The organism is Sphingomonas sp. OV641, assembly GCF_900109205.1.
In the GTDB taxonomy this organism is placed as follows: Bacteria; Pseudomonadota; Alphaproteobacteria; order Sphingomonadales; family Sphingomonadaceae; genus Sphingomonas.
This window is the reverse complement of record NZ_FNZB01000001.1, coordinates 1,571,928-1,594,301: the sequence shown is the minus strand read 5'-3', so window position 1 is coordinate 1,594,301 and position 22,374 is coordinate 1,571,928. Positions and strand designations below refer to the sequence as shown.

Genomic DNA, 22,374 nt, shown 5'->3' with positions numbered 1-22,374 from the left:
CGGTCCTTTTTCTATGCTTCCCAGACGGTGACGGATCAGACCTTTGCCTTGGCAGAGCCGCCCTCGGCATAGAGGGTGGCGTAGCGGCGGGTGACGACCGGCAGATGTTCGTCGATCCAGCGCGCCATCGCTTCCTCCTCGCCAAGCGATTGCTTGAGCAGGGGCATCGCCCTTGCGAAGCCGCCGTCCTCCGCCATCACCAGCAGTGACTTGTATGCTGCGATTTCAAAATGCTCGAAGGCGTAGTTGGCGAAGCTGTTCTTGACGATCTCGTCGCCAGCGACGGTATGCGCAAGCGCCGCCATGCTGCCCGACATGCTGAGGCCCATGTCCTTCAGCGCGGATCCGCTGCTGTCGAACTCGGCCAGGATTTCGTCCAGCCGCGCGATCTGCCCATTGGTTTCTTCGATGTGCAGCCGAAGGCGGTCGGCCACCTCGGGATAATTCTCGATCCGGGTCACCTGGGGCGTCATGATCGATAGCGCCTGTTTCTCCACGGCATGGGCGTTCTTCAGCCCGGTAACGAACAATTCCTGCAGAACATCTCGGCTTGCCATACTTCTCGGCTCCTTTGCTGAAGAGTTTTGCTGCGTCACAGCGGATTGCCCGCCTGGCATCGTTCCAGCTCGACCGGATCGTGCGTGCAGGTGATCGTAACCTCGTCGCGGCGCTCCACAGACAGCGCGCGAAGCCGCGCCTGGTTTCCCATTCGGCTGTCGGCGTCGACTTCCATGAGGCGCTGGTAGGCGCGCAGGCCCGGTGTGCACTTGCGCCGGGCCGAGCGCATCTCGCCCCGGTAGAAATAAGCGTCGCCGGCGTGGAGCAGCCAGCGACCTTCATCCTGCCGAACCGCGACGCCGGCATGGCCCCAGGTATGGCCGGGCAGGGGAACAAGCAGGATCTCCGGCGGCAAGCCCTCCAGGTCGCGCACCGCATCGAAGCCGAACCATGGCTCACCGCGCGCGCCGTAACGGCGCCAGTTCGCGACATCGTTAAGCTGCCGCGTCCGCCAGCAGTTGCGGGCTACCAAGCCGGTATGGGGGCCGGTCGCGTCGTCATATTCCCGCTGCATCACGTGAACGGTTGCGTTGGGGAAATCCTCAAGGCCGCCAGCGTGATCAAAATCGAGGTGAGTCACCACGATATGCCGCACGTCCGATGCGCGGTGGCCCAAGGCCTCAATCTGGCGGATCGCGGTTTCTCGCTCATGCAGGCGGATGTTGAGCATCAGACGCCAAGGAAGAGTGATGCGCGGCGCCGGGCGACGATGCGGGTGCGCTACATCGCGAAGTCCATAGCCGGTATCGACCAGCAACAGACCATGCGTGTCCGTTTCGATGAGCAGGCAGTGGCAAACTATCTGGCCGAGCGGACCGATGCTTCGCCCGTCAAACAGGGCGCCTCCGAGTGGGCAGTCGGTGCCGCAATTCAGATGGTGAATGCGCATTTCGGCTCCCAGTTGAGCATTGCTTGGACCCATCGAACGGGTCGGTTGGCCGATTTCGACAATCTGAAGTCTCCGCCGAGCCCCATGTTGCGTGCGGAGAAGAACCCGTGAGTTGCGCGGAAGTTTTCTCGCGCAGCGCCGTTTTTGCTGCAATCGCAGTAACCTGGATCAGTAACGTTGCCTGCCGCAGAAGATTGCGCTGCCGCTGCTGCGGCTGGGGGGAGCGGACCGCGTGGACGCGAGCGGGCCGGCGCGCGCTGCGCGGGGAGCGGCTGGATCGTCTCGCCCGAACCGGCTAAGCGCCTGTGCATGTCCACCACCTTCACCATCGACAGCTCGACCAGTCGCGCGACACCAGTCGCTGCTCCGATGAAGCGAGTGACCGTTCCGGCCGTGCGCCAGCGCAAGGGCAAGGAGCCGCTCGTGATGCTGACGGCATATACGGTGCGTACGGCCCAGATCCTGGATCCGCATTGCGACATGCTGCTGGTGGGGGACAGCCTAGGCCAGGTGATCTACGGACTTCCATCGACCGTGCCGGTCACGCTGGACATGATGGCGGCGCATGGCGCGGCGGTGGTGCGGGGCAGCTATCATTCCATGGTGGTCGTGGACATGCCCTTTGGCAGTTACGAAGCCAGCCCGGAAAAGGCGTTCGAAAGCGCGGCGTGGCTGCTGAAGCAGACCGGCGGGGCGGCAGTGAAGCTGGAGGGAGGAGTGGCGATGGCGCCCACCGTCGCCTTCCTGTCCGAGCGCGGCATTCCGGTTATGGGGCATGTCGGTCTGACGCCGCAGGCGGTGAATGCGCTCGGCGGCTATGGCGCGCGGGGGCGATCGGAAGCCGAGGCGCAGAAGATTATCAGCGACGCTCAAGCCGTGGCCGGGGCGGGCGCTTTTTCCGTGGTGATCGAGGGCGTGGTGGAGCCCATCGCGATCGAGATCACGCGCACCATCGACGTGCCGACGATCGGTATCGGCGCGTCGGCGCAATGCGACGGCCAGGTGCTGGTGGCCGAAGACATGTTGGGCATGTTCGAGCGCGTACCGCGTTTCGTCAAACGCTATGGCGACATGGCGGGCTATATCGCGGAGCGCGCGGCGACCTATGCCGAGGATGTGCGGGCCCGCTCCTTTCCCACCGCGGAGCAGACCTACGCCCCCAAGGCGTGAGCCGCTTTCGTTTTCTCGCGTGCGCGACTAAGGTCCGCCGCCTTCCCGCCAAGTTGGAGTAAGCCGTGGCGCTAACGCCGCAAAATAACGAAGCGTTCCTGCGCGAAGTCGACGAGGAACTGCGCAAGGAGCAGGCGGCCGCCTTGTGGCGTCGCTGGGGCCTGGCGATCGCCGCGCTGGTGGCGCTCGGCCTGGCGATCTTCGCCGGTTATCTCTACTGGCAACACCAGCAGCGCGAGGCGGCCGGCCGCGAGGGCGAGCAGTTGCAGCTGGTGTGGGACAATTTGGCTGCCGGTCAGACGGAAAAGGCCGCGCCCCAGATTGCCGAACTGACCAAGTCGGACTCGAGCGGCTATCGCGCCGTGGCGCTGTTCACCCAGGCTGATCTGCTGCTCCAGAAAAACGATTTGAAGGGCGCAGCTGCCAAGTTTGGCGCGATCGCGGCCGATCAGTCGCTGGCGGAACCATTCCGTCAGCTCGCGCTCGTCCGCCAGACCATGGCCGAATATGACACGATCAAGCCCGATCAGGTCGTGGCCCGCCTGCGCGGCGTCGCCGTGCCCGAGAACGCCTATTTCGGCAGCGCCGGCGAACTGGTGGCGCTCGCCTATCTGAAGCAGGGCCGACGGGATCTGGCGGGGCGGCTGTTCGGGCAGATCGCCCAGGCCGAGCAGGTGCCGCCGTCAATTCGTCAACGCGCGGTTCAGATGGCAGGCGTACTGGGCGTCGATGCCGTACCGGCGGACGCGGGTACGAAAGAGGACGTGAGCAAGCAATGAAGAAGTCGATTGCCGCACCTGTTGCGCTTGCCGCGTTGATGGGGCTCAGCGCCTGCGGCGTATTCAAGTCTGACCCGAAGAAGACGCCAACGGTGGGTAATCGGGTGCCCATCCTTGCAGCGGAAAATGCCGCAGAGGTCGACCCTTCGCTTGCCGGCGTGCAGGTCCTTCTGCCGGCTGCCGTGGCCAATCCGGAATGGTCCCAGCCAGGCGGTAACGCGGCCAAGTCGATGGGCCATCTGGCGCTTGGCGGGTCGCCGGCACGGTTGTGGACGGCAAGCGTCGATGGCGGATCCAATCGCCAGCAGCTTGGCGCTGCGCCGGTGGTGGCGGAAGGGCGCGTCTTCGTGGTCGACGTCGATGCGCGGCTCCATGCCTTCTCAGCGGACACGGGGGCGGCGCAGTGGACCGTTGCCTTGTCGGAGAGCGAGGAGAATGAGGCGGCGCGCTTTGGCGGCGGCGTCAGCTATGATGCGGGCAAGGTATATGCCACGGATGGCCTGGGCGACGTTGTTGCGCTCAACGTGGCGGACGGAGCGATTGCCTGGCGGGTGAAGCCTGGCGGTCCGCTGCGCGGCGCGCCCACCGTGGCAAACGGCCAGGTATACGTGCTGAGCCAGGACAATCAGTTGTTCGCGCTCGACCAGAATGACGGCAAGGTGGTGTGGACCGGCACGGCCAGCGTGGAAACGCAGGGCGTGTTCGGCGTTGCCGCGCCGGCTGCCGCCGCAGGCACAATTGTCGCCGGCTTCTCCTCGGGCGAGCTGAATGCATATCGCTACGAAAACGGTCGCACGCTGTGGCAGGATGCCCTGTCGCGTACGAGCATCTCGACCTCCGTTTCCAGTCTGGCGGACATCGACGCTGATCCGGTGATCGAGGACGGCCGGGCCTATGCCGTGGGGCAGGGCGGTCGCATGGTGGCGGTAGAGATCGCGACCGGCCAGCGCCTGTGGGAGCAGAATTTCGCCAGCATCAGCACGCCATGGCTGGCGGGCGAATGGCTGTTCATCATCACGGATGATGCGCGGCTGGTCTGCCTGTCTCGCGCAAATGGCAAGGTTCGCTGGATTGGGCAGTTGCAGGCCTATCGCAACGTCGAGAAGAGGAAGGGCGCCTATACCTGGTACGGGCCGGTGCTCGCCGGCGACAGATTGTGGCTGACCAATTCGCGCGGTGAGCTGGTCGCCGCATCGCCCGCCGACGGCAGCGTGCAGGTGACGATGGAAGCAGCAAAATCGTTCACGCTGCCGCCGGTCGTGGCCAACCAGACGCTTTATGTGCTCGATCAGGACGGGAAGTTGTCAGCCTATCGTTGACATGGACGGTGCGCCACGCCGTGAGCGTGGCGCCGCGCTCCTTACCCGCGGTCACGCGAATTCGGGCGATCCTGCTTTCGCTACTGCGGCGGGAGTTGTAGGGGCACGCGATGACACGCCTTCCCACCGTCGCAATCGTTGGCCGACCCAATGTCGGCAAGTCGACGCTGTTCAACCGCCTAGTCGGAAAAAAGCTCGCGCTGGTCGATGACCGGCCCGGCGTCACGCGTGATCGCCGCGAGGGCGACGCCAACCTGCTCGGTCTGGATTTTCGGATCGTCGATACGGCCGGCTATGAGGATCATGACGCCCATTCCCTTCCGGGCCGGATGCGGCTCCAGACGGAAGCGGCGGTAGCCGCGGCGGACGTGGCGCTGTTCATGGTCGATGCGCGCGCTGGCGTGGTGCCGCTGGACGAGGAGATCGCGCGATGGTTGCGTGGCTCCACCACGCCAATCGTTCTTGTCGCCAACAAGGCCGAAGGACGCGCGGGCGAGCAAGGTATTCTGGAGGCGATGGCACTGGGCTTCGGCGATCCGGTGCAGCTTTCCGCGGAGCATGGCGAGGGCATGGGCGACCTGTTCGAGGCGCTACTGCCCTATCTCGAGCGCGAGGATGAAGGCGCGCTCGATGCCGGCGCCGAGGACGACCTCGCCGCGCCGCTGAAGCTTGCGATCGTGGGGCGTCCTAATGCCGGCAAGTCGACGCTGGTCAATCGCATGCTTGGCGAGGACCGCATGATCACCGGCCCGGAGGCGGGGATCACGCGTGATTCGATCGCGATCGATTGGGAATGGCAGGGCCGCCCGGTGCGCCTGATCGATACCGCGGGTATGCGCAAGCGGGCCAAGGTTCAGGACAAGCTGGAGAAGCTGTCGGTCGCGGACGCGTTGCACGCTGTCGACTTCGCGGAAGTCGTCGTGCTGCTGCTCGACGCCACTCTGGGCCTCGAATCGCAGGATCTGCGCATTGCCGATCGGGTGCTGGAGGAAGGCCGGGCGCTGATCATCGCGCTGAACAAGTGGGATGTGGCGCAGGACCCGTCTTCGCTGTTCAACGGCGTCAAGGCGGCGCTGGGCGACGGACTTAGCCAGGTGAAGGGCGTGCCCCTGATCACTGTCTCCGCCATGACCGGACGCGGCATCGATCAGTTGCTGTCCGCGGCTTTCGAGACGCGGGAGGCATGGTCGCGCCGGGTGCCGACCGGCGAGCTTAATCGCTGGTTTGAGCGCGCCATCGAGGCGAACCCTCCGCCAGCGCCGGGCGGCAAGCGAATCAAGATGCGCTATGTGACACAAGTTAAGTCGCGGCCGCCGAGCTTCGTAGTATTCGGCACGCGGGTCGATCAATTGCCCGCCAGCTATGAGCGCTATCTGGTCAATTCGCTACGTCGCGATCTGGGCTTCGGTGCAGTTCCAATCCGATTGACGCTTCGCGCGCCGAAAAATCCATTTGGCGGTTCTTGATTATCTATTGTTTACCAATGGCCTGTTAGGCTGGTGAAGGGGAAGCGTCCGGCTGCTTCGTGACCTGCTGTGGGGGCAAGATCGTGTCGTTCGAAGGTAGCACTCTGGTGGACTGGCCATCGTTCGCAAAGACCAAGGGGGAGCTTGGCGCTGATCTGCCCCGGATACTCGGTTACTTTCGCGAGGATGGCACAAAGTCGGTGGCTGCCATCGAGGACGCGCTGCGCGCTGGCAATGCGGCGGGGCTCGTGATTCCGGCTCATACACTGAAAGGAGAGGCGCGTCAGTTCGGCGCCTTTCCGCTGGCCGATTTGGCCGAAAAGATCGAATTCATGGCCCGGGACCTGGTGGAGAGCCGCGACACGCCGGAGGCGGTGCTGGAAGATGTGATCGAGTTGCGGCCGCTGTTTACAAGCACGCTGGCGGCGCTGGACCGCGAAGCAGATCCGACGCCGGTTCGTCGGCCCGTTACCGGTTTTGGAAGACGCCCCGTGCCTGGCGGGTTCGGCCGCGGCTGACGAGGAGCGCTTGATGGTGCCGTATTGGCGGCTCCGCGCGGACGTGCCGTTCACGCCCGCGCGAAGATCCGATATCAGCCGTGCGGCTTGTCCGCCTCGGCGTTGAGCTGAATGTAATTGGGCAGGCCCATGCGCTCGATCATCTCGAACTGCCGTTCTAGCGTATCGACATGCTCTTCCTCGCTGAGGAGGATGCGCGTGAACAGGTCGCGACTGACAAAGTCCTTGACCTCTTCGCAATAGGTAATCGCGGCCTTGAGTTGTGCAACGGCCTCGATCTCCATTGCGAGATCAGCCTTGAGCACTTCCTCCACCGTTTCGCCGATGCGCAGGCGGCCGAGCAGCTGAAAGTTCGGAAGGCCGTCCAGGAACAGGATGCGCTCCGCCAGCCAATCGGCGTGCTTCATTTCGTCGATGGATTCGTGCCGCTCGTATTCGGCGAGCTTCTTGATGCCCCAATGCTCAAGCAGGCGGTAGTGCAACCAATATTGGTTGATTGCCGTCAGTTCATTCTTCAGCGTCTCGTTCAGAAACTCGATGACGCGCGCGTCGCCCTTCATTGCAATGCCTCCGTGTTAGCCACGTCTTTACCGTGGCGAACCGTGGCTTAGCAATGAAAAAACGGCGGATTTCTGCCGATTTTAGAAGCTGCGAGTGTTACGCAGCAGCACGCTCTTCATCGATAATCGCTCGCGCAAACGGCGTGCATTGGCCGCATTTTGGCTGACGTCCGAGTGATTGGTAAGCCTGGCAGGCAGTTGTAGATCCAGCGCGGGCGGCTTCACGAACCTGGCATTCCCGAATGGCGTTGCAAACGCAGACAACCATGAACCACTCCTTCTTGCGTCTCATCACCTACCGCTAGTGCGAGGAGCTCGCAAGAGCTTTTGCGGGTGGTTCGCAACAGGACGTGCGATCAATTGCGATTTGCTTGCCAGCGGGCCTCCGACATCGACCTCCAGAGCCACTCGAAGGGACCGAACGAAAACCGCCGAAGCCACCAGGGCGACCAGAGAAGCATCAATACCCAAATACCAAGAACGACCGGGTAGAGCTGCCAGCGATCAAGCTCACCGAACCAGCCTAGCCCATACCCGCAGAATAGAAATGTGCCGATGAGGCTGGAGCCCAGATAGTTGCTGAATGCGGTGCGACCCACTGCGACTAGCGCTGCGACGATCCGGCGCCCAGATTTTAGCTGGGCGAAGTGGATGATGAGGGCAGCGTGGGCCAGCGTGACACCGGGGCGCAGGAGAACAAGGTGGAGCGGCTCCGAAAGCAGCAATGTGATGGGGTCAAACGCGGTGCCATCGATCCACTGAATGAGCGGCAGATATAACGGCAGACAGATACCATATCCGAACAGGAGAACGGATCGGTACGCCGCGCTTGCCCAGAGGCCGCTGAAGAAGCCGCTGCGAAAAAGGACCATGCCCAGCAGCATGAAGGCGATCGTCTCAGGCATCGTGCGGGGGAGCGCCGTCCGTTGCGCCTCTGCCGTCATGGCGATCCGCATCGGCAGCACGTCACCCCAGCCGCCACGGAATGCCTGCAACTCGGCCGACCGATCCGCGCGCAGCTGATCCAGACCGCTGCGATACTTAGCCCATTCGGCGCGAACGGAGGCCGGTGCGTCGGAAGCTGCTGCGCGCTCCTGAAAGTAACGGGCCGCGGCAAAATCCAGCGCGCCGTTGGCCAGTTGCCACGCCATCAGCAGAGCTGCGATGGCGAGGAGACGTGAGGTGTCCCACCTCCATGCGACGAACACGATGCTTCCACACAGCGCGTAGAGCACCAGAATGTCGCCCGACCAGATCAGATAGGCGTGGACCATGCCGATCGCGAACAGGCTGATCATGCGCGCATAATGGCGTTGCACCGGTGAACGGCGCCGCGCCAGCGTGCGCTCCGCAATCATGACGGTCGAGGCCCCGAACAACATCGTGAAGAGCCCGCGCATCTTACCATCGGCGATCACGAAGGTCGCGGCCCAGGCCCACCAGTTCGCCCCGGTGGCCCCGCCATAGAAGGTCGGATCCACATAGGCGTAGCGCGGCAGGGCGAAGCTGACGATGTTGAGCAGGAGGATGCCCATCACCGCAACACCACGCACGGCATCGATCGTCTCGATCCGTGCCAGGCGAGCGGTCGGAGCGGAGATGTCGGCGGACTGCGTCGGGGCGGCAGGAAGGTCGCTGATCAGTCGATGAGCTCGCCGACCTGATCGCCATGCCCACGGCGAACGCGGCGCCGTGCCTTTCGACGGCTGGGGGAGGCCCGCTCAAGCGCGATGGTGGTGACGATCAGCAGAACCAGCATGCTGGCGAAGAAGATCACGTAATCGGACGACGGATCGAAACGTATCAAACCCATGATAAACTCGCCGGTATCGCCCCGCTGGGCCCGTCAGGTTTGCGATACAGAGCGCTGGCTGAATAGGAAAGGGATCAGGCCGCGGGGCGGCTCTGCTCCCGCATAGCGCGCCAATCATCCCGCACCGTGAGCAACTTGTGGCGAACAATGTCGTACAAGACTGTATCCCGCTGATTGCATTCCGCGATCATCGCGCGAAGGCGAGGCGTCTCATCCACCGCATTGTCGACGGTGTTTTCCGTCTTGCGCTTGTGCTCGGACGGCATCCGATCATGTCCGAGCAGGAGGGACAGGATGTTAAAGGATAGCGGATACATTTCGAGCAGACCGACGAAAGCATAATTGGTGCTGATGAAGGTATCGATCTCATGAGGCGTGCGAACATCGCCGGGCATGAGGAAGCGGGCCATCTTGTCCTGGGTTTCGGGCGCTTCGATATAGCTCTCGATGGTAGGGAAACGCTCGATCGTCTCCTTGTAGGTCGGGTGGGTCGGAGTCCGTGAATATCGATAGTCCGATATCACCCGCTTCACTGGATCCCGCAGGAAGGTAAAGGCACGCGCATCAGGTCGTGCGGCGCGAATCGGTGCGGCGAGCGTCCAGGAAAAGTGGCCCGAACAGGATCGTGCGTCGGCAAGAGCACCGCTGTCGATCACCGCTGCGATTTCATCCTCAATGCGCGAAAACGTGACGGTGTCACCGTAGAAGTATTTGCGATGGATGTTGTGATAGGGTGGTCGCATGCGATCCAGTTCCGTGGAGAGCGACGAGCCTGCGGTTTTTGGAATATGGATGAAGACGCACAATTCCGTGTCGAAGCGGTCGATGTTGACAAAGTCCTGCAGGCTGCCTTGAACAATATCGCCGAACGCCACGATCAATCCTCTTCCTCAGCGCATCGCCTGTCGCGCCGAACCACTGCGAATGGCAGCAATTGCGCCTGTGCTCAACGCCGTGTCACCCTTCGGGGTCGCACCCTGCTGCGTACCAGGCGATCATTATTTCCGAGAACATCGCCGCTGATCAACGTCCGAACTCAGCGGCCTTTGCTCGCCCTGTTAGGTCGACATTCCGGCGTTCGGACGCATGACGAGCGCCAAGGTACACCGCGCCACTTGTGGTGAGCGCGAGCACCCCGACCACCAGCGCGTCAACAGCCATCATCGCCCAGACTAGCGGCTCAGGCCTGCCGAGCGCACCGTAGCCGAGCAGATAGTGGAGCGACATCAGCGGCACTGTACCCGCCACCATATAACCGACCGTTCGCCAAAAGCTGCCCGCCATGATGGCGATCGACCGCAACGGGCCGATCCGGGGATTGCCGAGTGGCCAGGCGACGAGCCAGGCGCTGAGATAAACGCCGATGACGCTGACCCCGATCGTGGCTGCCAGCTGCGCGTAGTTCGACAGTCGCGGTCCGAGCCCCAACGTTATGCCGAATGGCGGGCCGAACAGCGCCAGCCACTGAAACATGGCCTGGAGGCCGAATTGCACCGCGAACAGAGTGGCCGCAGGACGCTCGATCCGCTTCGCAAAACCGGCGTCGCGGCGTGACGCGATGAAGCGTACGAACCAATAACCGGGAAGCAGAAGCGCCAGCACCTTCGCAAAGCCCAGTGCGAGGCGCCGCTGATCGAAGGCGGCGGCGGCGGTGAGGCCGTGACGGTAAAAGCCGATGTCGATCTCCACCACGTGCTGCGCGAATTCGATGAGCATTGGGATGGAAAAGAGGATCGGCAATGCCTGCGCGAACGCCGCGCTGTCGGCATAAAGCTGCTTGATGTCCCGCCACATGATAAGGGTCTTAGGACAGGATCACAGATGCGGCGAGTGCGGCATCAATGCCCCGTCCGCATCTGGGTTCGCACCGGACCGCACCGTGCTTCGCCGATTCGAAGCACGGTTGTCGATCCTCAGGCGGTCAGAAGGCGCTTTTCGCCTGCGATCTTCATCATCGCCTTTTGCAGCTTCTCAAAGGCGCGCACCTCGATCTGGCGAACCCGTTCGCGGCTGACGCCATAGACCTGGCTCAGTTCCTCCAGCGTCTTGGGATCGTCGGTCAGGCGCCGTTCGGTCAGGATGTGCTTTTCGCGATCGTTGAGGTTGTCCATCGCGCTAACCAGCATGTCGTGGCGCACGTCGGCTTCCTGTGCCTCGGCGACCACCTGATCCTGCAGGGGCGAATCATCCTGCAACCAATCCTGCCACTGACCTTCGCCATCCTCGCGCATCGAGACGTTGAGCGACGTATCGCCGCCCATCGCCATGCGACGATTCATGCTGACCACATCCGCCTCGGTCACGCCGAGATCGGTGGCGATCTTCTGCACGTTCTCCGGCGTGAGATCGCCGTCCTCGAACGCGTCGAGCCGGGCCTTCATGCGGCGCAGGTTGAAGAAGAGCTTCTTCTGCGCGGCGGTGGTGCCCATCTTCACGAGGCTCCACGAGCGCAGGATGAATTCCTGGATCGACGCGCGGATCCACCACATTGCATAGGTGGCGAGGCGGAAGCCGCGATCGGGCTCGAACTTCTTCACCCCCTGCATCAGGCCGATGTTGCCCTCGCTGATCAGCTCGGACACCGGCAGGCCATAGCCGCGATAGCCCATCGCGATCTTGGCAACGAGACGCAGGTGGCTGGTGACGAGCTGCGCCGCGGCCTCCGGATCGCCATGCTCCTGGAAACGCTTAGCGAGCATATATTCCTGCTCGGGCGCCAGAATCGGGAACTTCTTGATCTCGGCGAGATAGCGGTTGAGGCTCTGCTCGCCGCCGAGTGCGGGGATCGTCGCAGGGACGTTGCCGCTTGCCATGGTATTACAATCTCCCTTTCCGGGGAAACGCCTGTCGCGCAACAGCGAGGCGCTTTCACCCTATACGTCGAGTTGACTGAACAGTTCCTGCATGTCTGCAGGCATCACGCTTTCGAACGACAAAGCGACACTTGTGATCGGATGAACGAAGCCGAGCCGGGCGGCATGAAGCGCCTGTCGGCAGAATGAAAGTTCATCAAGTTGACGCTTGTGAGCTTGTTTTGTTCTACCATAGACCGGGTCGCCCAGCAAGGCGTGGCCGATCGAGGCCATGTGGACGCGCACTTGATGGGTGCGGCCGGTCTCCAGCCGGCATTCGACCAGCGCAGCCTCCCGCAGCCGATGTTCGGTGCGGTAATGCGTGACGGCACGCTTGCCGTTCGCGACGATCGCCACCTTCTTGCGGTTATGCGGCGAGCGGGCGAGGGGCGCATCCACGGTGCCGGCGGGCGGCACGGGATAGCCGCCGACGATTGCCTTGTAGCGGCGGTCGATCGAGTGCGCCGCGAACTGCTTCGCCAGCCCTTCGTGCGCGCGGTCGGTCTTGGCGGCCACCATCAGACCGGACGTATCCTTGTCGATCCGATGGACGATCCCCGGCCGCGCCACGCCCCCGATCCCCGAAAGCGAACCGCCGCAATGATGCAGCAGCGCGTTCACCAGGGTACCATCGAGATTGCCGGCCGCGGGATGGACGACGAGCCCGGCGGGCTTGTCGATCACGATCAGATGATCGTCCTCAAAGGCGACGACGAGCGGAATGTCCTGCGCCTCGTTGTGCGCCGGCGCGGGCGCGGGCACGGCGACGGCGAACACCTCGCCCGCCGATGCGCGCTTCGCCGGATCACGCACCAGCACGCCATCCCGTTCGACATGACCGGCGTTGATCAAAACCTTGAGCCGCTCGCGCGAGAGGGTAGGCACGGCATCCGCAAGGGCGCGATCCAGCCGCCAGCCATCGGCAGCTGGAGCGATGATCGCTTGAATGACGGAAACCCCCCGGTCCATTAGGTGTAGTAGATGGATATGACGCTCCGGATTTCAAGATCGCTGGCTGCCCGGATCATTGCGGAAACGATGCGTTTTCCGGTCGAAACCTGCGGGCTGCTTCTGGGCAATGATAACGACGTGGACGCCATTGAGCCATGCGCGAACGTCCATCCAACACCGGCTACTCATTTTGAGATCGATCCTGCCGCCCTGTTCCGCGCGCTGCGCCGGGCACGGGCAGGCGGGCCGCAGGTCATCGGTCATTACCACTCCCACCCGTCCGGCATCGCCGCACCATCGGCCACCGATGCCGTCCAGGCGGCGGCCGATGGTGCCTTTTGGCTGATCGTGGCAGGATCGGACCTGACCGCGTGGCGGGCATCAAGCGACGGAGCGGTGCACGGCCGCTTTGATCCGGTCGCGCTCGCCATTGCGCCCTAGACTCGGGTGAGTCATGGAGCAGTGATGACGATCGATCCCGTTGAGTTCGCAAGCCTCCTCTGCTCGCGCTTGTGCCACGATCTGCTGTCGCCGATCGGGGCGCTCAACAACGGGCTGGAGCTGCTCGCCGACGAGACCGATCCGGCGATGCGCGAGCGGTGCATGGAACTGCTGGCGGAAAGCGCGCGGACGTCTGCGGCCAAGCTGAAATTCTTCCGGCTGGCCTTTGGCGCGGCCGGTGGCTTCGGCGAGGCGGTTGATACGCGCGAGGCGCAACAGGCGATCGAGGGATTGTTCGGCGAAACCAAGCGGCTTCAGGTCAATTGGCTGGTGGAAGAGCCGATGCTGCCCAAGACGGCGATCAAGGTGCTGCTGAACCTGGCGATGATCGCCGGCGACTCGCTGGTGCGTGGCGGCACGCTGGACATCGGCAGCGAGACGAATGACGCGGCGATCGAAATCGTCCTGAAGGTGGAAGGCCCGCGCATCACCCTGGACGAAGAACTGCGATCCACGCTGGTCGAGGGGCGGGCATCGGACGCGATCACGCCGCGCGCGGCGGCGGCCTTTCTGGTGCACGAAATGGTAAAGGCGGCGGACGGGCGCGTGATGATCAGCGCCCCGGCGGAGAATGTGCTGCTGTTCGGCGCTACGATGCGTCCACAGTAAACCAGGCATTTACCCGTTCCGGTCCATGGCCGGCGGGCAATGGACGATCTGCTGCAGGAATTCATCGCGGAAACGCGCGAGACGCTCGGCGCCCTGTCGGGCGAGATCGTCGCGTGGGAGGCCGATCCGTCCGACCGGGCGCGGCTCGACGCCATTTTCCGTTTCGTTCACACCGTAAAGGGCAGTTGCGGCTTTCTGGACCTGCCGAGGCTCGCACGGCTTAGCCATGCGGCAGAGGACGTGCTTCAGACGGTGCGGTCGGGTGAGCGGTCTCCCGATCCGCAGCTCGTATCGGCGGTACTCGCGATCATCGATCGGATCGGGGAGATCGTCGAGGCGATCGATGCGGGTGCCGGGCTGGATGACAGCGGCGAGGAACTGCTGCTCGCGGCGCTCGAGGGAAAGTCGGCCGCGGCGCCGCTGAAGCTGGTGACCGCCAATGCCGCAAACGTGACCGCACCACGCGCTGCGACGCGCAGCATACGCCTGTCGGTCGACCTGCTCGACCGGATGATGAACGGCGTGTCGGAAATGGTTCTGGCGCGCAACGAGCTTGCCCGCCGACTGCGCGAAAGCAGCGATCCGTCGCTCGAGAGCGCCATTGACCGCCTGTCGCTGACCGTATCGGAACTGCGTGACACCGTCACCCGGACCCGGATGCAGGCGATCGAATCGCTCTTTTCCGCCTTGCCGCGGCTGGTGCGCGACACGGCAGGCACGCTGGGCAAGCAGGTGTCGCTGTCCATCGATGGCGCGGAGGTCGAGCTTGATCGCGAGATGATTGAGCTGCTGCGTGATCCGCTGGTGCATATCGTGCGCAACGCGATCGACCATGGCATCGAGGCACCCGAGGCACGGCGGCGCGCCGGGAAGGCGGAAACGGGGCGGTTGTCCATCGTTGCCCGGCAGTCGGGCAATCGGATCATTGTCGAGATATGCGACGACGGGCGCGGCATCGATACCGCCCGGCTGGTGAAAAAGCGCATCGAGCAGGAGCCGGCGCGCGCGGCAGAATTGAACGCGTTGAGCGAGCGGGCGCGCCTCGACCTGATTTTCGAGCCCGGATTGTCGACGCGTGACGACGTGACGGCGACGTCGGGACGCGGCGTCGGGATGGACGTGGTTCGCACCAACGTCGAACAGATCGGCGGCAGCATCCGGCTGCACAACATCCCCGGCCGTGGTCTGACGACGACGATCGAGGTGCCGCTGACGCTGGCCATCCTGTCAGCCGTCATCATCGGCGCAGGCGATAGCCGCTATGCCGTGCCCCGGCAGGCGGTTGAGGAAATTCTGGCGGTTCAGTCCGAAGCCGTGCGGATCGACACGGTGGGCGACGCCCTACTGGCAACGGTGCGTGGTCGCCGCCTGCCGGTGGTGCAGCTGGGCGAGGTGCTGGGGACAAGCGACGGCCCGGGCGACATGCTGATGATCGTGAATCTGTCCAGCGGCAGCTTCGCGCTAGGCGTGGACAGCGTGGACGACACGCAGGAACTGGTGGTGAAGCCGGTTGCGCCGGCGGTGATGGCGGCCGGTCTTTATGCCGGGCAGATGCTGCCGGATACGGGCGTGCCGCTGCTGCTGCTGGATTGCGCAGGCGTGGCGGCGGCTGCCGGCGTTTCCTTCGAGCGCGCCGTGGAAGTGGAGGCGGAGCCGGAGGAGCCGGTGGCGGAAGGCACCTCGGCATTGTTGTTCGAGGCGCTTGACGGGCATCGGCGCATGATTCCGCTTGTAGCAGTGGAGCGTATCGAGGCGGTGCACGCGGCATCCCTCCGCCACGCGGGCGGTCGATGGTGGGCGACCGCGCGCGAGGATCTGGTGGCTTTGTCCGTGGACGCCGACCAGCCGCCGACGGACGGGGAACTCGCCGTGCTGATGCTGCCGGGTGCCGACACAGCGACCGGCTATCTGGTGCGGCGGGCGCTCGACATCGTCACCTTCACCGAGGAGCTCCTGCCATCGGCGGATCCTGGCGTTAGCGGCATTCTGGTGATCGACGGTGAGCCGATCGAAGTCATGGATCCGCTGCACATCGCCGTGCCACGGGCGTCGACCGCGGGATCGCCGCCGATCTGCCTGATGCAGGGGGCGGACAGCGCGTGGATGGAGGCGATGCTGAGCCCGTTGATCGAAGCCGCGGGCTATCGCGTGGCGCGCCAACTGGCACCGGGTGAGCGCGCAACGGTGACGCTGGGGATCGGCGACGATGTTCCGGCGAGCGGGCAGGTGGTGAGGCTGGCGCGGGATCCGAACACCGGATGGCCGCTGCTGGATTCGGCCGCGCTGGCCAGTGCGCTGAAGGCAGGAGCGGCGCGATGACCGACACGCTTCACCTGCTGGCGCATGTCGGCGGCCGCGCGATCGCGGTTCCGGCCGATGCGGTGGATTCGGTGGTGGATATCTCGGTGATCATCGACGCGCCGCGCGCGCATCCGGCGGTACGCGGGCTGACCGCGCTGCGCAGCCGGGTGGTGACGGTGATCGATACCTGGCGGTTGCTGGACTTGCCGCCCCCGGCCGACGATGCGCGCCGCGCGATCATCACCGTGGTCGATGGCCACCATCATGCCGTGCTGGTCGACACGTTGGAGGACGTGGCGCCGCTGGAGGTGGAGGCAGTGCCGCCGGGCCTCTCGCTTGGCCATCGCTGGGCGGAAGTGACGACCGGATCGGCCGAGCGTGGGGGCGAGCCGCTACTGGTGATCGATATCGCCCGCCTCATCGGGACGATTGTCGCGGCCGGTTAACACCGTTCTTACGCTTTTCCCGCCATAATGGATGGGACAGGCAATGATGAGGTTCAAAAATGAGGTCGTGTCTCGTCGTTGACGATTCGAAGGTGATCCGAAAGGTTGCGCGACACATCCTGGAGGGCCTGGAGTTCTCCGTGTCCGAAGCGGGTGACGGTCAGGAGGCGCTTGACGCCTGTTTCTCCAGCACGCCCGACGTAATCCTGCTGGACTGGAACATGCCGGTGATGAGCGGCATGGATTTCCTGCGCGCGCTTCGCGAAACCGACATTTCGCCGCGCCCCAAGGTGGTGTTCTGCACCACGGAAAACGGTATGGCCCATATCCGCGCAGCGATCGAGGCGGGGGCGGACGAATATGTCATGAAGCCGTTCGACCGCGAGACACTGGCGAGCAAGCTCCAGATCGTCGGCGTCGCCTGAACGCCATGTCACGGCCCCAGGCCCTGTCAGCGGCGCCGGCGAGCGCACGCCCGCACGTGCTGATCGTCGACGATTCGGCGGTCGCGCGCGCCGTGCTGACGCGGATGGTGGAGGACTCGGCCGCGTGCCGGGTTGCCGCTGCGGTGGCGGACATCGCCAGCGCCTTGCGGTTCCTGGCGGCGGAAACGGTGGACGTCATCCTGCTGGACCTCGAAATGCCAGGCGTTCATGGCCTGGCCGGGCTTCCGGACATCATCGCCGCGGGAGCGGGCGCCAAGGTGCTGGTGGTCTCATCGGCGGCAGGCGAAGGGGCGGCCGCGACGATCGAGGCGCTGGCGCTGGGGGCGGCGGATACGCTGGTCAAGCCCGGACGAAGCGTCACCTCCGGCGGCTTTGCGGCGGCGCTGGCGGAAAAGCTCGTGCGCCTTGCAGAACGGTCGGAGCCGGTGGTGCGGGCCCCGGCGCCGCAGCCGACCGCGCCGCATGACTTCGACGTGGTCGCGATCGGCGCCTCGACAGGCGGCATCCATGCGCTGAACAGCCTGTTGCAGGCGCTTCCGACCAGGTTCCGCAAGCCAATCGTGATTACGCAGCATCTGCCGGCCGGCTTCATCCCTTATTTCGCTGGGCAGGTGGCGGCCGCAACCGGGCGCAGGTGCGACGTGGCGGCGGACGACATGGTGCTTGGCGAAGGCGCGATCCTGGTCGCGCCAGGCAACGCGCATGTCACGGCGACGCCGTTGCCGGGCGGACGAACTGCGATCCGGCTGAGCCGCGCCGTGGTGGCGAACGGCAACATGCCATCCGTCGATCCGATGTTCGAAACCTTCGCCGATTGCTTCGGGCCGCGCCTGCTGGCGGTGGTGCTCAGCGGCATGGGGCGCGATGGCCTTGCCGGGGCAAGGCGCGTGCGCGCCGCGGGTGGCACGGTGATCGTGCAGGATCAGGCAAGCTCCGTGGTGTGGGGCATGCCGGGCGCCGTGGCGGCGGCGGGTCTTGCCCATGCCGTGCAGACGCCGGAGGCGATCGGGCGCTTCATCGCCAGCCAGCAGAGCGCCGCGCTGTGATCGGCAACCGTGGCGCCCGCCCCGCACCGGTTCCCGCACCGCTCCCTGGGCAGGGCGAGGCAAGCGCCATCACGCTCGCCGCGCTCGCCGCGCTGCTGGAAGCGCGCACCGGGCAGCGGATCGCCGCCAACCGCGCGTGGCGGATCGATACGGCGCTGAAGCCGATCGCCGCCGAACGCGGCGCGGGCTCGATCGACGAGCTGATGGCGGTTGTACGCGATGGCAGCGATACCGCGCTGGCCGACCGGATCGTCGATGCGCTGCTGAACCAGGAAACATCCTTCTTCCGCGACGCTGGCGCCATCGAGGCGGCGGCCGAGGCGATCACCGCCGTCGCGACCGGCACGCCGCGGATCTGGTGCGCCGGCTGTTCGACCGGGCAGGAGCCGCTGTCGCTGGCAATGGCGCTCCGGGAGCGCGACGTCGTGCACGAGCTGGTCGCGACCGATGTGTCGGCGCTGGCGATCAGCCGCGCCCGAAGCGGCCGCTATTCGCAGTTCGAGATCCAGCGCGGGCTGCCGATCCGGCGGATGCTGCGCTGGTTCGAACAGGATGGCTCGGACTGGGTGGCGCAGCAGGAACTGGTCCGCCGGATCATCTGGCGGCGCAGCAACCTGGTGCTGGACCCACCGCCCGCCGGCGGGTTCGACGGCATCTTCTGCCGCAACGTCCTGTTCTACCTCGCGCCGGATCTGCGCCCGCGCGTGCTCGACGCGATCGCGCGGAGCCTGCGGCCGGGCGGCCTGCTGATGCTTGGCGCGGGTGAGACGGTGATCGGCCAGTCAAGCCGCTTCGCGCCGAGCAAGAGGTTTCGCGGCCTCTATGAACTGACCGACGGGGGCGGATCGGCATAGCCATAGCCGGGCGGCAGCCTGCGGTGCTAGGGTCGGCCAACCTACCGCGGGGCCGCAGGAGTAACCATGACGCCAATCGAGGCGCCATCGCCGAATTTCGACGACCGTAAGCTGCCGATCACGATGATCGTGCTTCACTACACCGGCATGGTGGATGCGGCGTCGGCGCTTGCCCGGCTGCGCGATCCTGAAGCGAAGGTTTCAGCGCATTATGTGGTCGACGAGGACGGCACGGTGGCGCGGCTGGTACCGGAGGAAAAGCGCGCCTGGCATGCCGGCCGCTCGCACTGGCGCGACATCGAGGACGTCAATTCCGCCTCGATCGGGATCGAGATCGTCAATCCCGGGCATGAGTTCGGCTATCGCGCCTTTCCCGACGCGCAGGTCGATGCGGTGATCCGCCTGGTCCACGAGATCAAGGACCGGTACGAGATCACGCGCGGCAACATCGTGGCGCATTCGGACATCGCCCCGGCGAGGAAGCGCGATCCGGGCGAGCTGTTCCCCTGGGGCAGACTGGCGCGCCTGCGGCTGGCGCTGCCGCGGCCGACGAAGAACCTGATGGACCCAATGTGGGGGGAGGCCGCGTTCCTGCTGGCGCTGGAGCGCTTCGGCTATGACGTGAGCGACAAGATGGCGGCGATCATCGCCTTTCAGCGGCGCTTCCGCCCGGAACTGATCGATGGCGAGATCGATGCGGAATGCCGGATGATCCTCCTCGCGCTGCTGTTACCGAAGCCGCAGGGGGATGATTGAGGAAAGTTTCTGCTTCGAGTTCTGGAGGGCACCTGGTCGGGTGCGACTGATGCGTGCCGTCATTCCCCGGTAGGCGGGAATCCGTGAACGTGACGTGTGGATCTCTCGCGAAGACAAAGTTTATGGATCCCCACCTTCGCGGGGATGACATTGTTCGGGTGGCAGCTTCCGCCCAAAAGCAGACGTTGCGCGGGTATAGCGCGATGGTATCGTCAAGCGATGCGGCCCGACCCTTATGCGTTTCGCGGACCAGTGCCGTTTAACCAGGCAACGCCGTGGTTCGTTGCGGGCGGGCTGCTCCTCTTCACGATCCTGTTCTTCCTTCCGTGGCACAGCGCACCGGCAGATCCTGCTCCCTCCCGTCTCGCGTTCACTGGCTCAACATCGAAGCGGCTTGATTGGGTTAACTGGTGTCTTGGACAGAATTGGGGTGGCGGACTCACTCTGCGTCACCGGAAGCCGCCTGACACGGGAGGACGAGCGGCGCGTTTCGACAATCCGGTCCGTCACGTCATCGTCGATGTTTCAGACGAGGGGAGCCGGCGGCTGATACGAGCTTACTCCCGCCGTGGTGAGCCGTTCAGCCCGCGCGAACGCGAGGCGCTTGATGGGTGTCTCACAGGAGCCGCCGCCGCTCTCGGCCATCCAAGAAATCGGAACGACCGCTAACCACCCAAGCCCACCGATCTGCGACATTCCGCTCCCGCCCACTTGCCGCCATTCGGGCACATCCGCATACTTCCCAAATGCGGCCATTGGTTATTTGTGTTCTAGCGGCAATCGTCGCCGCGTGCGGATCGGATAAGACGAACGCGCAGGTCACCAGTGTAGAAGTGCGAACCTCTGGTTTGAGCGTCGCAGTAGACGCGGATGGCAGCGGAGAGCCTGTCGTTCACGTCGAGAAGGAAGGGCAATCACCTTCGTCGTTCAAGATCGATCGTATTGTCTACGATCAATTGCTGGACCGTATCGCAGCGTTCAAGCCTACTTCGGGTCCGACGGCTGAAACGTCTAAGCGGTTCCTATCGGAGAATTGTCCGCCCGACACGCCGCAGGTTACCGATGCTGGTATGATCTCGATCCGCTGGATTGGCCCCGGCCTTGATCACATCTACGTTGCTGACTTGGGATGTGACCCACAGACGAACGCTGCCCCAAACCGCACACTACGCGCAGTCGTAAACGACTTATCGATGCCTTCTACCCGGCTAGCATCTTAGCCTATGGCCAATTATTTTCCCCCCGCTCCGCAGCCGCCAGTCCGCTTACCACCCATTTTGGCCGTCCGAAACGGCCACGAAAGCTGGCAGATGGAGCCGGAGGAAAGCATGTGGTGCGGGGGCGCAGATCGGGAGCACGCACCCGGCCAACGGGGCGCCGTTATGATCGACGGATCCGCGCTTCCTTCTGGCCACTGACGTGCCGAAATCGGCGGCCTATCAGAGGGGTGAGGGAGGCGCGGGGATCGGGGGGTCGCCGGGTGCGAGAGTCGGCGGTGTCTCGGTGTCGGCCGCGACCGGCTCAATTTCGCTCAGCGTCTCGGCGGCGGCCGGCGGGGTCACCGCAACGGGTATTTCGCTGGCTTGCACCACGGGTGGCGGTACCACGACGGGTATCTCGCTGGCTTGCGCCACGGGTGGCGGTACCACGACGGGTATTTCGCTGGCTTGCACCACCGGTGGCGGGACTACCAATGGCGGGGCTGGCTGATAATAATCACGCCAGGCGTCATAAGCCGCATAGAATTCGACAAACGGGCGGTCGAGGCGCAGCAGCGCCGCTCTGGCGAAGGTCGGCAGATCATCATCGGCGACCTGGGCGACCTGCGCGACCTCCTCGCGTGCCACGGCGCAAAAGGCCGCCCGCATCGCCGGCTGCGCATAGAAATTGTAGATGCGCGTCTGATTGTCGTCATAGACACGCTGCCAGTCCCACCAACCGGGCGCCTGCCATTCGCGAATATAGGCCTGGTAGTAGCGGTCGATCACGGCGGCGCGCGTCCTGAGCCACGCATTATAATGCTCGAGGACTCCGCCACCTGCCTGGTCGCAGCCGAGCGCGGCGACGTTCAACGCGTTGCGTAAGTGCCAGACGGCGGCCTGATCGGTATTGTCCAGATTGGGCGTGACATACTTGCCGTCGGCGCGCTTGGTCGCGCTCTTCATGCCGATATAGCCACCGGCCGGCATCGTAGGCGGCGGCGGAGGGGGCGCCTGGATAATGGGTGGCAGCGGCGCGGGAGCGGGCGGCGTGGCGCAGCCGGACATGGCAAGTGCCATTCCGCCGAGCAGGCTCCAGCCGAGGTTCGAACGCATTGTCATCGTCTTGCCCAAATAATCCATTGGGGGCTCGCCTAACCCGTATGGGATGAACATCACAAGAATGGCTGGACTCTGCATGCTCTTTCCCAACCTCAATCGAGGTTGCGGCCGGTCGGCGTCGCCGTGGCGGCAAGCAGGGCTGAGATGGCGGGGAGGCGCTTCAAGTTGGCGCAAGACCTGGGCGTTCGCTTGCCACTCAAAGATCCGCCGTCGCACAAC

General features: G+C 64.5%; 24 protein-coding genes. 13 read left to right on the top strand and 11 right to left on the bottom strand.

Annotation, left to right across the window (positions count from 1 at the left end; all coding sequences use genetic code 11):
- Positions 1 to 35: 35 nt before the first annotated feature.
- Both BMX36_RS07585 and BMX36_RS07580 read right to left on the bottom strand, forming a co-directional pair.
- On the bottom strand, positions 36 to 557 hold the full coding sequence (locus tag BMX36_RS07585) for a ferritin-like domain-containing protein (protein WP_093064271.1): 522 nt from the start codon (positions 555 to 557) through the stop codon (positions 36 to 38).
- 35 nt (positions 558 to 592) lie between these two features.
- Positions 593 to 1,447 carry an MBL fold metallo-hydrolase gene (locus BMX36_RS07580; protein ID WP_093064269.1) on the bottom strand — a complete coding sequence of 285 codons (855 nt, stop codon included), beginning with the start codon at positions 1,445 to 1,447 and terminating at the stop codon, positions 593 to 595.
- Between the two features lie 309 nt (positions 1,448 to 1,756).
- Between BMX36_RS07580 and panB the strand changes: the two genes are divergently transcribed.
- The 5 genes from panB to BMX36_RS07555 all read left to right on the top strand — a co-directional run bounded on the left by panB (position 1,757) and on the right by BMX36_RS07555 (position 6,699).
- Positions 1,757 to 2,617 (top strand): 3-methyl-2-oxobutanoate hydroxymethyltransferase, encoded by an 861-nt coding sequence (gene panB, locus BMX36_RS07575; protein WP_093064267.1) that lies wholly within the window; start codon positions 1,757 to 1,759, stop codon positions 2,615 to 2,617.
- A 65-nt stretch (positions 2,618 to 2,682) separates the two neighbouring features.
- Complete coding sequence (locus tag BMX36_RS07570) at positions 2,683 to 3,396, top strand: tetratricopeptide repeat protein (RefSeq protein ID WP_093064265.1); 714 nt, start codon at positions 2,683 to 2,685, stop codon at positions 3,394 to 3,396.
- The gene (locus BMX36_RS07565; protein WP_093064263.1) at positions 3,393 to 4,715 is read left to right on the top strand and encodes an outer membrane protein assembly factor BamB family protein; all 1,323 of its coding nucleotides are present in this window, start codon (positions 3,393 to 3,395) and stop codon (positions 4,713 to 4,715) included. The genes BMX36_RS07570 and BMX36_RS07565 overlap by 4 nt, the downstream gene beginning before the upstream one ends.
- 110 nt (positions 4,716 to 4,825) lie before the next feature.
- Positions 4,826 to 6,181 carry a ribosome biogenesis GTPase Der gene (gene der, locus BMX36_RS07560; protein ID WP_093064261.1) on the top strand — a complete coding sequence of 452 codons (1,356 nt, stop codon included), beginning with the start codon at positions 4,826 to 4,828 and terminating at the stop codon, positions 6,179 to 6,181.
- Positions 6,182 to 6,264: 83 nt separating this feature from the next.
- Positions 6,265 to 6,699 carry an Hpt domain-containing protein gene (locus tag BMX36_RS07555; protein WP_066780927.1) on the top strand — a complete coding sequence of 145 codons (435 nt, stop codon included), beginning with the start codon at positions 6,265 to 6,267 and terminating at the stop codon, positions 6,697 to 6,699.
- A 74-nt stretch (positions 6,700 to 6,773) separates the two neighbouring features.
- On the opposite strand, the gene bfr is transcribed toward BMX36_RS07555, so the two are convergent.
- From bfr to BMX36_RS07520, 8 genes are all read right to left on the bottom strand, one after another.
- Entirely contained in the window at positions 6,774 to 7,259 is a 486-nt protein-coding gene (gene bfr / locus BMX36_RS07550; RefSeq protein ID WP_066780928.1) for a bacterioferritin, read from the bottom strand.
- Positions 7,260 to 7,356: 97 nt separating this feature from the next.
- On the bottom strand, positions 7,357 to 7,527 hold the full coding sequence (locus BMX36_RS07545) for a (2Fe-2S)-binding protein (RefSeq protein WP_082746307.1): 171 nt from the start codon (positions 7,525 to 7,527) through the stop codon (positions 7,357 to 7,359).
- An 88-nt stretch (positions 7,528 to 7,615) separates the two neighbouring features.
- Positions 7,616 to 8,812 (bottom strand): DUF418 domain-containing protein, encoded by a 1,197-nt coding sequence (locus BMX36_RS07540; RefSeq protein WP_218142144.1) that lies wholly within the window; start codon positions 8,810 to 8,812, stop codon positions 7,616 to 7,618.
- A gap of 86 nt (positions 8,813 to 8,898) precedes the next feature.
- Positions 8,899 to 9,072 (bottom strand): hypothetical protein, encoded by a 174-nt coding sequence (locus BMX36_RS21660; protein WP_177179050.1) that lies wholly within the window; start codon positions 9,070 to 9,072, stop codon positions 8,899 to 8,901.
- A gap of 74 nt (positions 9,073 to 9,146) precedes the next feature.
- Positions 9,147 to 9,953, bottom strand: coding sequence for a sulfotransferase family 2 domain-containing protein (locus BMX36_RS07535; RefSeq protein WP_093064257.1), 807 nt, complete (start codon positions 9,951 to 9,953; stop codon positions 9,147 to 9,149).
- A gap of 142 nt (positions 9,954 to 10,095) precedes the next feature.
- Positions 10,096 to 10,866: a hypothetical protein gene (locus BMX36_RS07530; RefSeq protein ID WP_093064255.1), complete on the bottom strand. Its 771-nt coding sequence runs from the start codon at positions 10,864 to 10,866 to the stop codon at positions 10,096 to 10,098.
- A gap of 119 nt (positions 10,867 to 10,985) precedes the next feature.
- The gene (rpoH, locus tag BMX36_RS07525) at positions 10,986 to 11,885 is read right to left on the bottom strand and encodes an RNA polymerase sigma factor RpoH (RefSeq protein ID WP_066780939.1); all 900 of its coding nucleotides are present in this window, start codon (positions 11,883 to 11,885) and stop codon (positions 10,986 to 10,988) included.
- Between the two features lie 60 nt (positions 11,886 to 11,945).
- The gene (locus tag BMX36_RS07520; RefSeq protein WP_093064253.1) at positions 11,946 to 12,893 is read right to left on the bottom strand and encodes an RluA family pseudouridine synthase; all 948 of its coding nucleotides are present in this window, start codon (positions 12,891 to 12,893) and stop codon (positions 11,946 to 11,948) included.
- Between the two features lie 12 nt (positions 12,894 to 12,905).
- On the opposite strand from BMX36_RS07520, the gene BMX36_RS07515 reads away from it, so the two are divergent.
- The 8 genes from BMX36_RS07515 (at position 12,906) to BMX36_RS07480 (ending at position 19,834) form a co-directional block, all read left to right on the top strand.
- The gene (locus tag BMX36_RS07515; RefSeq protein ID WP_371262825.1) at positions 12,906 to 13,316 is read left to right on the top strand and encodes a M67 family metallopeptidase; all 411 of its coding nucleotides are present in this window, start codon (positions 12,906 to 12,908) and stop codon (positions 13,314 to 13,316) included.
- Between the two features lie 24 nt (positions 13,317 to 13,340).
- Entirely contained in the window at positions 13,341 to 13,985 is a 645-nt protein-coding gene (locus BMX36_RS07510; RefSeq protein WP_093064251.1) for a histidine phosphotransferase family protein, read from the top strand.
- Positions 13,986 to 14,024: 39 nt separating this feature from the next.
- Positions 14,025 to 16,304 (top strand): chemotaxis protein CheA, encoded by a 2,280-nt coding sequence (locus BMX36_RS07505; protein WP_093064249.1) that lies wholly within the window; start codon positions 14,025 to 14,027, stop codon positions 16,302 to 16,304.
- A complete protein-coding gene (locus BMX36_RS07500; protein ID WP_066781080.1) occupies positions 16,301 to 16,732 on the top strand; it encodes a chemotaxis protein CheW in 432 nt (143 codons plus the stop codon). The genes BMX36_RS07505 and BMX36_RS07500 overlap by 4 nt, the downstream gene beginning before the upstream one ends.
- 59 nt (positions 16,733 to 16,791) lie before the next feature.
- Complete coding sequence (locus BMX36_RS07495) at positions 16,792 to 17,157, top strand: response regulator (RefSeq protein WP_066780947.1); 366 nt, start codon at positions 16,792 to 16,794, stop codon at positions 17,155 to 17,157.
- Between the two features lie 5 nt (positions 17,158 to 17,162).
- Positions 17,163 to 18,224, top strand: coding sequence for a chemotaxis protein CheB (locus BMX36_RS07490; protein ID WP_093064247.1), 1,062 nt, complete (start codon positions 17,163 to 17,165; stop codon positions 18,222 to 18,224).
- 68 nt (positions 18,225 to 18,292) lie between these two features.
- Complete coding sequence (locus BMX36_RS07485; RefSeq protein WP_093065364.1) at positions 18,293 to 19,078, top strand: CheR family methyltransferase; 786 nt, start codon at positions 18,293 to 18,295, stop codon at positions 19,076 to 19,078.
- 66 nt (positions 19,079 to 19,144) lie between these two features.
- Positions 19,145 to 19,834, top strand: coding sequence for an N-acetylmuramoyl-L-alanine amidase (locus BMX36_RS07480; RefSeq protein WP_093064245.1), 690 nt, complete (start codon positions 19,145 to 19,147; stop codon positions 19,832 to 19,834).
- 1,439 nt (positions 19,835 to 21,273) lie between these two features.
- Here the strand turns inward: BMX36_RS07480 and BMX36_RS07470 are convergent.
- Complete coding sequence (locus BMX36_RS07470) at positions 21,274 to 22,176, bottom strand: hypothetical protein (protein ID WP_093064241.1); 903 nt, start codon at positions 22,174 to 22,176, stop codon at positions 21,274 to 21,276.
- Positions 22,177 to 22,374 lie beyond the last annotated feature (198 nt).

What these genes read in the sequence shown, in the direction of transcription:
- BMX36_RS07580 (WP_093064269.1), bottom strand. Translation starts at nt 1,447, where the DNA reads ATGCGCATTCACCATCTGAATTGCGGCACCGACTGCCCACTCGGAGGC.
- BMX36_RS07495 (WP_066780947.1), top strand. Translation starts at nt 16,792, where the DNA reads ATGAGGTCGTGTCTCGTCGTTGACGATTCGAAGGTGATCCGAAAGGTT.
- BMX36_RS07565 (WP_093064263.1), top strand. Translation starts at nt 3,393, where the DNA reads ATGAAGAAGTCGATTGCCGCACCTGTTGCGCTTGCCGCGTTGATGGGG.
- BMX36_RS07500 (WP_066781080.1), top strand. Translation starts at nt 16,301, where the DNA reads ATGACCGACACGCTTCACCTGCTGGCGCATGTCGGCGGCCGCGCGATC.
- BMX36_RS07545 (WP_082746307.1), bottom strand. Translation starts at nt 7,527, where the DNA reads ATGGTTGTCTGCGTTTGCAACGCCATTCGGGAATGCCAGGTTCGTGAA.
- BMX36_RS07530 (WP_093064255.1), bottom strand. Translation starts at nt 10,866, where the DNA reads ATGTGGCGGGACATCAAGCAGCTTTATGCCGACAGCGCGGCGTTCGCG.
- BMX36_RS21660 (WP_177179050.1), bottom strand. Translation starts at nt 9,072, where the DNA reads ATGGGTTTGATACGTTTCGATCCGTCGTCCGATTACGTGATCTTCTTC.
- bfr (WP_066780928.1), bottom strand. Translation starts at nt 7,259, where the DNA reads ATGAAGGGCGACGCGCGCGTCATCGAGTTTCTGAACGAGACGCTGAAG.
- BMX36_RS07480 (WP_093064245.1), top strand. Translation starts at nt 19,145, where the DNA reads ATGACGCCAATCGAGGCGCCATCGCCGAATTTCGACGACCGTAAGCTG.
- BMX36_RS07470 (WP_093064241.1), bottom strand. Translation starts at nt 22,176, where the DNA reads ATGGATTATTTGGGCAAGACGATGACAATGCGTTCGAACCTCGGCTGG.
- BMX36_RS07515 (WP_371262825.1), top strand. Translation starts at nt 12,906, where the DNA reads ATGGATATGACGCTCCGGATTTCAAGATCGCTGGCTGCCCGGATCATT.
- rpoH (WP_066780939.1), bottom strand. Translation starts at nt 11,885, where the DNA reads ATGGCAAGCGGCAACGTCCCTGCGACGATCCCCGCACTCGGCGGCGAG.
- BMX36_RS07510 (WP_093064251.1), top strand. Translation starts at nt 13,341, where the DNA reads ATGACGATCGATCCCGTTGAGTTCGCAAGCCTCCTCTGCTCGCGCTTG.
- BMX36_RS07505 (WP_093064249.1), top strand. Translation starts at nt 14,025, where the DNA reads ATGGACGATCTGCTGCAGGAATTCATCGCGGAAACGCGCGAGACGCTC.
- panB (WP_093064267.1), top strand. Translation starts at nt 1,757, where the DNA reads ATGTCCACCACCTTCACCATCGACAGCTCGACCAGTCGCGCGACACCA.
- BMX36_RS07520 (WP_093064253.1), bottom strand. Translation starts at nt 12,893, where the DNA reads ATGGACCGGGGGGTTTCCGTCATTCAAGCGATCATCGCTCCAGCTGCC.
- BMX36_RS07585 (WP_093064271.1), bottom strand. Translation starts at nt 557, where the DNA reads ATGGCAAGCCGAGATGTTCTGCAGGAATTGTTCGTTACCGGGCTGAAG.
- BMX36_RS07490 (WP_093064247.1), top strand. Translation starts at nt 17,163, where the DNA reads ATGTCACGGCCCCAGGCCCTGTCAGCGGCGCCGGCGAGCGCACGCCCG.
- der (WP_093064261.1), top strand. Translation starts at nt 4,826, where the DNA reads ATGACACGCCTTCCCACCGTCGCAATCGTTGGCCGACCCAATGTCGGC.